This window comes from Ruegeria sp. HKCCD9138 (assembly GCF_057220975.1).
In genome coordinates this window covers 176,323-186,583 of record NZ_JBWVAZ010000010.1, presented here as the reverse complement: position 1 = coordinate 186,583, position 10,261 = coordinate 176,323, and the positions used below count along the sequence as shown (strand labels likewise).

7 protein-coding genes are annotated in these 10,261 nt (G+C 58.0%); 1 reads left to right on the top strand and 6 read right to left on the bottom strand.

All coding sequences use genetic code 11. The annotated features are described in order from the left end of the window. Nucleotides 1–115: 115 nt before the first annotated feature. Genes fusA through rpsL form a run of 3 tightly spaced genes read right to left on the bottom strand, consistent with a single transcriptional unit; the run spans nt 116 to nt 3,109 of the window. Nucleotides 116–2,233, bottom strand: coding sequence for an elongation factor G (gene fusA / locus AC2TEL_RS16945; RefSeq protein WP_480841075.1), 2,118 nt, complete (start codon nt 2,231–2,233; stop codon nt 116–118). Between the two features lie 18 nt (nt 2,234–2,251). Then, nucleotides 2,252–2,722, bottom strand: coding sequence for a 30S ribosomal protein S7 (gene rpsG, locus AC2TEL_RS16940; protein WP_010441203.1), 471 nt, complete (start codon nt 2,720–2,722; stop codon nt 2,252–2,254). Between the two features lie 15 nt (nt 2,723–2,737). Beyond that, complete coding sequence (rpsL, locus tag AC2TEL_RS16935) at nt 2,738–3,109, bottom strand: 30S ribosomal protein S12 (protein ID WP_005621086.1); 372 nt, start codon at nt 3,107–3,109, stop codon at nt 2,738–2,740. A gap of 399 nt (nt 3,110–3,508) precedes the next feature. Here rpsL and AC2TEL_RS16930 point away from each other — a divergent pair, with 399 nt between their 5' ends. Continuing rightward, nucleotides 3,509–4,315: a putative rhamnosyl transferase gene (locus tag AC2TEL_RS16930; RefSeq protein WP_480905550.1), complete on the top strand. Its 807-nt coding sequence runs from the start codon at nt 3,509–3,511 to the stop codon at nt 4,313–4,315. Here AC2TEL_RS16930 and AC2TEL_RS16925 read toward each other — a convergent pair. The 3 genes from AC2TEL_RS16925 to rpoC all read right to left on the bottom strand — a co-directional run bounded on the left by AC2TEL_RS16925 (nt 4,300) and on the right by rpoC (nt 10,241). After that, nucleotides 4,300–5,169, bottom strand: a complete 870-nt coding sequence (locus tag AC2TEL_RS16925) for a DMT family transporter (RefSeq protein WP_480905547.1) — start codon at nt 5,167–5,169, stop codon at nt 4,300–4,302. The two genes, AC2TEL_RS16930 and AC2TEL_RS16925, sit on opposite strands and share 16 nt — an antisense overlap. Nucleotides 5,170–5,281: 112 nt before the next feature. Next, nucleotides 5,282–5,737, bottom strand: coding sequence for a macro domain-containing protein (locus AC2TEL_RS16920; protein WP_480905544.1), 456 nt, complete (start codon nt 5,735–5,737; stop codon nt 5,282–5,284). A gap of 262 nt (nt 5,738–5,999) precedes the next feature. Continuing rightward, nucleotides 6,000–10,241 (bottom strand): DNA-directed RNA polymerase subunit beta', encoded by a 4,242-nt coding sequence (rpoC, locus tag AC2TEL_RS16915; protein ID WP_480905542.1) that lies wholly within the window; start codon nt 10,239–10,241, stop codon nt 6,000–6,002. Nucleotides 10,242–10,261: the final 20 nt, after the last annotated feature.

Below are 10,261 nucleotides of genomic sequence, written 5' to 3'. Positions count from 1 at the left end.
CAATCGTGCCGATGTTGACGTGCGGTTTTGTACGCTCAAACTTTTCCTTTGCCATGATGGCCTCCTTTTTCGGTAATGAAGGGAGCCCGTTACCCGAGCTCCCTCAAATCTTCGCTTATGCGTATTTCGCCTGGATCTCGTCCGAGATGTTCTGCGGAACCGGATCGTAGTGGTCGAACTGCATGGTGAACTGGGCACGGCCCGACGACATCGAACGCAGAGTGTTGATATAGCCGAACATGTTCGCCAGCGGAACGAACGCGTCGATCGCGATCGCGTTGCCGCGCGGTTCCTGACCAGACACCTGGCCCCGACGCGAGGTCAGGTCGCCGATGATACCGCCGGTGTATTCTTCCGGGGTGATCACTTCGACCTTCATGATCGGTTCCAGCAGTTTCGCGCCGGCTTTGCGCATGCCTTCACGCATACACATCCGCGATGCGATTTCGAACGCCAGAACGCTCGAGTCAACGTCGTGGAACTTACCGTCCAGCAGGGCAACCTTGAAGTCGATCACGGGGAAGCCAGCCAGCGGGCCGCTGTCCATAACCGACTGGATGCCTTTTTCGACACCCGGGATGTATTCCTTCGGAACGGCACCACCAACGATGCGGCTTTCGAACGAGTAACCTTCGCCCGGCTCGGTCGGGGTGATCTCCAGCTTGACTTCCGCGAACTGACCCGAACCACCCGACTGTTTCTTGTGGGTGTAGGTGTGTTCGACAGGCATCGAAATGGTTTCACGGTACGCCACCTGCGGTGCACCGATGTTCGCCTCAACCTTGAACTCGCGCTTCAGACGGTCCACCAGGATGTCCAGGTGAAGTTCGCCCATGCCCTTCATGATGGTCTGACCCGATTCCAGGTCGGTTTCCACACGGAAAGACGGGTCTTCAGCGGCCAGACGGGCCAGACCCTGGGACATCTTCTCCTGGTCGCCCTTGGTCTTGGGCTCAACCGCGATCTCGATCACCGGATCGGGGAAGGTCATGGTTTCCAGAACCACCGGATCCTTCGCATCACACAGGGTGTCACCGGTGGTGGTGTCTTTCAGACCCGCCAGCGCGATGATGTCGCCTGCAAACGCTTCTTCGATCTCTTCCCGGTTGTTCGAGTGCATCATCATCATACGACCGATGCGCTCTTTCTTACCTTTGGTCGAGTTCAGGATCGAGTCACCCTTGTTCATGGTGCCCGAGTAGATCCGGGTGAAGGTCAGCGAGCCAACGAAGGGGTCGTTCATGATTTTGAACGCCAGACCCGAGAAGGCCATGTTGTCGTCTGCACGACGGGCGATGTCACGAACTTCTTCCTCGTCGCCGGGCTTGAAGCCCATGTAATCGACAACGTCCAGCGGGCTGGGCAGATAGTCGATCACAGCGTTGAGCAGCGGCTGAACGCCTTTGTTCTTGAACGCCGAACCACCCAGAACCGGAACAAACGCGATTTCCAGAGTACCTTTGCGCAGCAGGGCGCGCAGGGTCGGAACGTCGGGCTCATTGCCTTCCAGATATTCCATCATCGCGTCGTCGTCCATTTCGACGGCCGCTTCGATCATCTTGCCGCGCCATTCGTCAGCCATGTCTTTCAGGCTGTCGCGGATCGGAGCTTTGATCCAGCTTGCGCCCAGATCTTCACCCTGCCACAGCCACTCTTCCATGGTGACCAGGTCGATCAGGCCTTCCAGCTCGGACTCGGCACCGATCGGAATACCAACCGGAACAGCGCGCGCGCCGGTGCGGTCTTCGATCATGTTGACGCAGTTGAAGAAGTCCGCGCCGATCTTGTCCATCTTGTTGACGAAAACCATACGCGGAACCTTGTAGCGGTCAGCCTGACGCCACACGGTTTCGGTCTGGGGCTCAACACCGGCGTTTGCGTCCAGAACGCAGACGGCACCGTCGAGAACCGCCAGCGAACGCTCAACTTCGATGGTGAAGTCAACGTGGCCGGGGGTGTCGATGATGTTCAGGCGGTGCTTGGGGGTATCGGCGGTCTGACCGTCCTCGGTGCGTTCCCAGAAGGTGGTGGTCGCAGCCGATGTGATGGTGATGCCGCGTTCCTGCTCCTGCTCCATCCAGTCCATGGTGGCTGCACCATCGTGCACCTCACCGATGTTGTGGGATTTACCAGTGTAATACAGGATACGCTCCGAGCAGGTGGTCTTACCTGCGTCGATGTGCGCCATGATACCGAAGTTACGGTACAGTTCGAGCGGATATTCGCGTGCCATTGGTCTAAGCCTCTCGGATTACCAACGATAATGGCTGAAGGCTTTGTTCGCCTCGGCCATCTTGTGGGTGTCTTCACGCTTCTTCACGGCGGTACCACGGGACTGTACAGCGTCCAGCAGCTCACCGGCGAGGCGTTCTTCCATGGTGTTTTCGTTACGGCCACGCGCAGCAGTGATCAGCCAACGGATGGCCAGTGCTTCGCGGCGCTCAGGACGCACTTCGACCGGAACCTGATAGGTTGCACCACCAACCCGGCGCGAGCGAACCTCGACCGACGGTTTGATGTTGTCGAGCGCTTCGTGGAACACTTCGACAGGAGCGCGCTTTACCTTGTTCTCAACGCGGTCAAATGCGTTGTAGACGATGCGCTCTGCGACCGACTTCTTGCCGTCGATCATCAGGTTGTTCATGAATTTGGTCAGTACCTTGTCGCCAAATTTGGCGTCAGGCAGGACTTCGCGTTTTTCGGCGGCGTGACGACGGGACATCTCGGCCTCTCCTTCTTACTTGGGACGCTTCGCGCCGTATTTCGAACGACGCTGCTTACGGTCTTTGACGCCCTGGGTATCCAGAACACCGCGCAGGATGTGGTAACGCACACCGGGAAGGTCTTTCACACGGCCGCCACGGATCAGAACAACCGAGTGTTCCTGCAGGTTGTGGCTTTCACCGGGGATGTACGAGATGACCTCGAACCCGTTGGTCAGGCGCACCTTGGCAACCTTACGCATCGCCGAGTTCGGCTTTTTCGGTGTGGTGGTGTACACGCGGGTGCAGACGCCGCGTTTCTGCGGGCACTGCTCCAGGTGCATGGACTTCGAGCGTTTTACTTTCGGCTGCCGCGGCTTGCGGATCAGCTGTTGAATAGTTGGCATTCCGGTTTCTTCCCCGTTTTGCAACACACATGACATGCACGCGCGCTGCGTGCGGTTTCAATTCACTGCGCCGATGCGTCCACAAGCGCAAAATCCGCGAGCGTTCCCATTCCGAGGTGAACGTCGCGGTTGGTTATCAGAGGGCGCGAACTGCAAAATTGTCCGGGCCTTGACCAGTTCATTACTGAAATCGGTTATGGGGCGGCCCCCGGTACCGAGATGACGCGCGTAATAGGGGGAGTCGGCCCGAGTGTCAACAGCACAGCCCTTTTGACTGTCCGCGGGCCAGATTACGCTTGTTTATCAAAGCGTGTCGCGCGCATCCAGTCCTCTGATCAGTTGCGGGCCGGGCGGTGTGAAAGCATAGTCTCATCGTGCAAAATCTATTGAGGTTGAATCATGCAAGTCATCGGCCTGTGCCGTTTTTCCTACCCCGCTAAAGGCGGGTTTCAGGTCGAACACGACACGATTGATGATCGGCGCGCCTATCTCTATGCCGCCGACCGCCTGAACGAGAGGTTTCATCTGTTCGAAACCCTGACTCTGCCCGGCCTGCGCGCGCAAACGGATACAGATTTCGACTTTGTCATTGTGATCGGAGATTGCCTGCCCAAAGAATCCATCGAAAGGCTGCATGATCTGACTGCAAACTTGAAGCAGGTCCGCATCTTTGCAGAGGCCCCGGATGAGCATCGCAAGGTCATGAAGTACATACTGAACGACGCACGCAAAAGCCCGACGAAACCCTGCATTCAATTTCGGCTTGACGATGACGATGCCGTCGCTGTGGATTTCGTCGAACGTCTGCGCGGTGCGGCCCAAGATTGCCCGGGGCTGCTCGGGGCCAATCACACCGTCGCCCTCGATTTCAATAGCGGCTATCTGGCGGAACCCGGCAAGGATGGCGTTCGCGCGATGCACCTTTATCGCAGCCTCATTTCCGCCGGGTTGGGAATGTATGTCGGAGGCGATTGCGATCTGACGGTTATGAATTTCGCGCATCAGAGAATGGGCCGGTTCATGCCTGTCGTCAGTTACCCGGACGCGCCGATGTGGATACGCACTCTGAACGGGTTCAACGATTCACCGAATGCGCGCAAGGGAAAGTTGAAACTTGAGATATTGAACAAGGATCTTACGAAAGTTTTTGCCGAACGGTTTGCGGTGAATGCACCTGCCGTGCAGCAGTATTATTCCGACGCATGAACAGCGTGTTCGCGGAACAGTGTGAACAACCCTGCACCGACGACCAAAGCGGCACCAATCATCGTGACAGGATCCGGCCAGTCGCCAAAAACAGTCCATCCCAACCCCAGAGCCCACAACAGGCTGGAATATCGGAACGGCGCGACAAACCCGACCTCCCCTACCCGCATGACCATGACGCTGAACAGGTAACCCATCAGAACAAAGAATGCCGCCGAGGCCACGAGGCTTCCGGTCGCCGGAGAGACCGGCACCCAGCCCTGGAACACAGACGCAATAGCGGCTGTTACTGTGATCGTCAGCGACGTGGCCAGCGTGACAACCATCGAGGGGACATCAGCCGACATGCGTCGGGTGATCAGGTCCCGCACTGTGATGGACAGCACCGCAACCAACGCGAAGATCGCATAGAGGCTGAACCCTTCCGGACCGGGTCTGACTATCAGCAACATGCCTGCAAACCCCATCCCGATCGCTAAGATACGCCGCCAGCCGATGCTTTCACCAAAAAACAATGCCGCCCCCAACGTCACCGTCAGCGGTAGCGCCTGCAATACGGCTGTCACATTTGCCAGCGGCATATGCATGAGCGCAGTCAGGAAAAAGAACGTGGTGGACAGCTCGCTCAGGCAGCGCAAGGCCACCAGCCATTTGTCATGCCTTGAAAAATTCAGATGCAGCGTGCCCAGGTGACGTGCCAACACATATAAAAGGATCGTGGCCAGGACGCCGCGCATGGCAATCAGCTGAAACAGGGGCAAATCCCGCAACCCTAGCTTCACCAGCGTGTCATTGACGGTAAAGGCCGCCATGCTGCCCATCATCAGCAGTGCGCCTCTGACATTTGGCGTCATATCGGGGAAATTCCAAACTACGTTGCTCGGCTCATTGGCCGGATTTTACGCCGGGTTGTCAATAATCATCGGCGCGCGAATATTCGGGCGCAATAGCCATTCAAATGTTAAACTATCCGGAAAACACGACCAGCCTGTGGTCCAGGCCGGTCAGGGCCTTGTCAATTCGCGGCTCAATCTCGGACCAATCGCCGCCAGCGAGGCCGGCACCAATCAGCGGATACCCGACACGTGCGGTGGGAAAACGACGCGCGATCTCTTCGAAGCACCCCGAGATCGCATCGTAATCGACATTTCTGCCAGGTCCTTTCCAATCAAATTGCGTATAAGCGTTTACGACGACGAAACTGGCGCTACCTCGGGTGATGGTTGCCGACGAGATGGTACCGAGTTTCGACCGAACCCCGTAATCCGTCCGTATGTCGGCCTCAAACGCTTCGGGAAACTTGGAGGCAATGATCTTGGCTATTCCAGCGTCCATTGCATGGAAGCAGTTGCAACCGTGCGCAATGACGTCGAACTCTCCGATCATCGCAAGCTGGATGAGATCGCCCTTGATCGTTTCCATCGAATTCCTCCGTGTCCGCTACAAATTCGTTCCATTCCGATGTCGGTGCCTCGTCGCGCATGCCAGCTCTCTTCCTGGCAAGCCAGCAGGTCCGGCAGGAAACCACCGGAACAGTTTCCACGGTGCACATCGCTCCTTGAATCGCACGAACTGCCGAACCGCCCGCAGAGCGCTGAATTTCACGTGCAAAGCGGACAGCATTAGGCAATAAAAAAAGGCCCCGCGCAATCGCGGGGCCTTTTCATTATCTGTTTGGCAAATTTTACTCGCGGCTTTCCGGAGTTTCGACCAGTACGTCCAGCTCGTCTCCGACCATGTCGTCGTCGATCATCGGCGCGGCCAGAGCAGCGGCAGCTTCGGCCTCTTCCCGGCGGGCTTCGATGACCACGTTGTCACGCGACTGCGCGATGTGGCGAACGGCCTGGGTTGCACCGCCGGTACCGGCGGGGATCAGGCGACCAACGATGACGTTCTCTTTCAGACCAACCAGCTTGTCTTTCTTGCCCTGAACCGAAGCTTCGGTCAGCACGCGGGTGGTTTCCTGGAACGAAGCCGCCGAGATGAACGAGCGCGTCTGCAGCGAGGCTTTGGTGATCCCCAGCAGGATCGGCTCGCCCTGTGCCGGACGACCACCGCGGGCGATGGTCTTCTCGTTGGCCGCGTCGAACTCCTGCTTGTCGACATGCTCGCCTTTCAGCAGGGTGGTGTCGCCTGAATCCAGGATCTCCCACTTCTGCAGCATCTGACGCACGATGACCTCGATGTGCTTGTCGTTGATCTTCACGCCCTGCAGACGATAGACGTCCTGCACCTCGTCGATCATGTAATCCGCCAGCGCTTCGACACCCATGATGGACAGGATGTCGTGCGGAGCCGGGTTACCGTCCATCAGGTATTCACCCTTCTGGATGAAGTCCCCTTCGGCGACCGGGATGTGCTTGCCCTTGGGCACCATGTACTCGATGGTCTCCATGGACTCGTCAGCCGGCTCGATGCTGATGCGGCGCTTGTTCTTGTAGTCCCGGCCAAAGCGCACGTAACCATCGGCTTCTGCGATGATCGCGTGATCTTTCGGACGGCGGGCTTCGAACAGTTCGGCCACACGCGGCAGACCACCGGTGATGTCCTTGGTCTTGGCGCCTTCACGCGGGATACGCGCAACAACGTCACCGGCTTCGACTTTCTGACCGTCTTCGACCGACAGGATCGCATCCACCGACATCGGATAGTGAACCGGGTTGCCCGCATCGTTGCGGACCGGCTCGCCATCTTCACCGACCAGAATGATCTCAGGCTTGAGGTCGCTGCCTTTGGGGGCCGCGCGCCAGTCGATCACGATCTTCTGTGTCATACCGGTTGCTTCGTCGGTCTCGTCGCGGACAGCAAGGCCTGAAACCAGGTCGACATATTTCGCAGTACCGGCTTTCTCGGCAATGATCGGCAGGGTGTACGGGTCCCACTCGAACAGCTTGTCGCCACGGGCCACTTTGGTGCCGTCCTTGACGAACAGCTTGGAACCGTAGCCCAGCTTGTGGTTGGCACGCTCTTCGCCGTGTTCGTCCTTGATCACCAGCTTCATGTTCCGGCCCATGACCAGGCTTTCACCTGCCGCATTGACCAAAATCTGCGGGTTCTCGAAGGAAACAACACCTTCCTGGCTGGCTTCCTGGAACGACTGCTGACCACCTTGCGCAACACCACCGATGTGGAAGGTCCGCATGGTCAGCTGTGTACCGGGTTCACCGATCGACTGCGCGGCAATGATGCCGACAGCTTCACCCGTGTTCACCATCGTACCGCGTGCCAGGTCACGACCATAGCAGGTCGCACAGACGCCTTCCTCGGACTCACAGGTCAGAGGCGAGCGGATACGCATCGACTGAACACCGGCTTCGTCGATGGTGTCGGCCATACGTTCGTCGATCAGCTGACCGGCTGCGACGATCACCTCATCGGTGCCCGGACGCAGAACATCGTCAGCGGCCACACGGCCCAGCACACGTTCGGCCAACGAGGCGACAACCTCACCGTCGTTCACAGCCGCTTCGGCCGTGATCGCACGCTCGGTGCCACAGTCGATCTCACGCACGATACAATCTTGCGCCACGTCCACCAGACGACGGGTCAGGTAGCCCGAGTTCGCCGTCTTCAGAGCGGTATCCGACAGACCCTTACGGGCACCGTGGGTCGAGTTGAAGTACTCGAGAACGGTCAGACCTTCCTTGAAGTTCGAGATGATCGGCGTCTCGATGATGTCGCCGTTCGGTTTGGCCATCAGGCCGCGCATACCGCCCAGCTGTTTCATCTGAGTGACCGAGCCACGCGCACCCGAGTGGGCCATCATGTAGACCGAGTTCGGTTCCTTGTCGGCGCCGTTTTCGTCCTTGGCCACATCCGAGATCGTGCTCATCATCGCCTCAGTCACGCGGTCGTTACATTTCGACCAGGCATCGACAACTTTGTTGTACTTTTCGCCCTGAGTGATCAGGCCGTCCATGTACTGCTGTTCAAAGTCCTTCACCTGATTGCGGGTATCATCAACGATGCCCCACTTGTCGCCCGGAATGACCATGTCGTCCTTACCGAACGAGATGCCCGCCTTGAACGCTTCCTTGAAGCCCATCGACATGATCTGGTCACAGAAGATGACCGACTCTTTCTGACCGCAGTACCGGTAGACGGTGTCGATCACCTGCTGCACTTCTTTCTTCCGCAGCAGGCGGTTGACCAGCTCGAACGGCGCTTTGTTGTTCATCGGCAGCAACGCACCCAGACGCAGACGGCCCGGAGTGGTTTCGTAGCGCTTCTGAACTTCGTTGCCTTCGTCGTCGATCTGCGTGATCCGCGCGGTGATTTTCGAGTGCAGGTGCACTTCGCCGGAATCCAGCGCGTGCTGAACTTCGTCGATCGAACCGAACACTTTACCTTCACCCGGCATGCCTTCGCGTTCCAGCGTCACATAGTACAGACCCAGGATCATATCCTGCGACGGAACGATGATCGGTGCGCCGTTTGCAGGCGACAGAACGTTGTTCGTCGACATCATCAGAACACGGGCTTCCAGCTGGGCCTCAAGGCTCAGCGGAACGTGAACGGCCATCTGGTCACCGTCGAAGTCGGCGTTAAAGGCCGAACAGACCAGCGGGTGCAGCTGGATCGCTTTACCTTCGATCAGAACCGGCTCGAACGCCTGAATGCCAAGACGGTGCAGCGTCGGCGCACGGTTCAGCATGACAGGGTGTTCGCGGATCACCTCGTCGAGGATATCCCACACTTCGGGACGCTCTTTCTCGACCAGTTTCTTCGCCTGTTTCACGGTCGAAGACAGACCTTTGGCTTCAAGGCGCGAGTAGATGAACGGCTTGAACAGCTCCAGCGCCATCTTCTTGGGCAGACCACACTGGTGCAGCTTCAGCTCCGGACCGGTCACAATGACCGAACGGCCCGAGAAGTCGACGCGTTTCCCCAGAAGGTTCTGACGGAAACGGCCCTGCTTACCTTTCAGCATGTCCGACAGCGATTTCAGCGGACGCTTGTTGGCGCCGGTGATCACGCGGCCACGGCGGCCGTTGTCGAACAGAGCGTCAACGGATTCCTGCAGCATCCGCTTTTCGTTGCGGACGATGATGTCAGGCGCGCGCAGCTCGATCAGACGCTTCAGACGGTTGTTCCGGTTGATGACGCGGCGATACAGATCGTTCAGATCCGAAGTCGCGAAACGGCCACCATCCAGCGGAACCAGCGGACGCAGTTCCGGCGGAATGACCGGGATTACGGTCATCACCATCCACTCGGGGCGGTTGCCCGACTCGAGGAAGGATTCGACAACCTTCAGACGCTTGATGATTTTCTTGGGCTTCAGTTCGCCTGTGGCTTCGGCCAGATCAGCGCGCAGCTGCTCGGCTTCGGCTTCCAGATCGATCTGGGCAAGCATCTCACGGATGGCTTCGGCACCGATATTCGCGGTGAACGCGTCCATGCCATAGGCATCCTGCGCATCCATGTACTCTTCTTCGGTCAGCATCTGGCCATAGGTCAGGTCAGTCAGACCGGGCTCGATGACGACATAGTTTTCAAAGTACAGAACACGCTCCAGATCGCGCAGCGTCATGTCCAGCATCAGACCGATGCGGGACGGCAGCGATTTCAGGAACCAGATGTGCGCAACGGGCGCGGCCAGTTCGATGTGGCCCATACGCTCGCGGCGGACTTTCTGCAGGGTGACTTCCACACCGCATTTCTCGCAGACAACGCCGCGATATTTCATCCGCTTATACTTGCCGCACAGACACTCGTAATCTTTGATCGGGCCAAAGATACGGGCGCAGAACAGACCGTCACGCTCGGGTTTGAACGTCCGGTAGTTGATGGTTTCGGGTTTCTTGATCTCGCCGTAGGACCAAGACAGAATCCGCTCAGGGCTCGCCAGCGAGACCTTGATCTCGTCGAAGACCTTCGGGGGCGTCAGCGGGTTGAACGGGTTGTTGGTGATTTCCTGGTTCATTTAAAGTCCCTTTCTTAGGG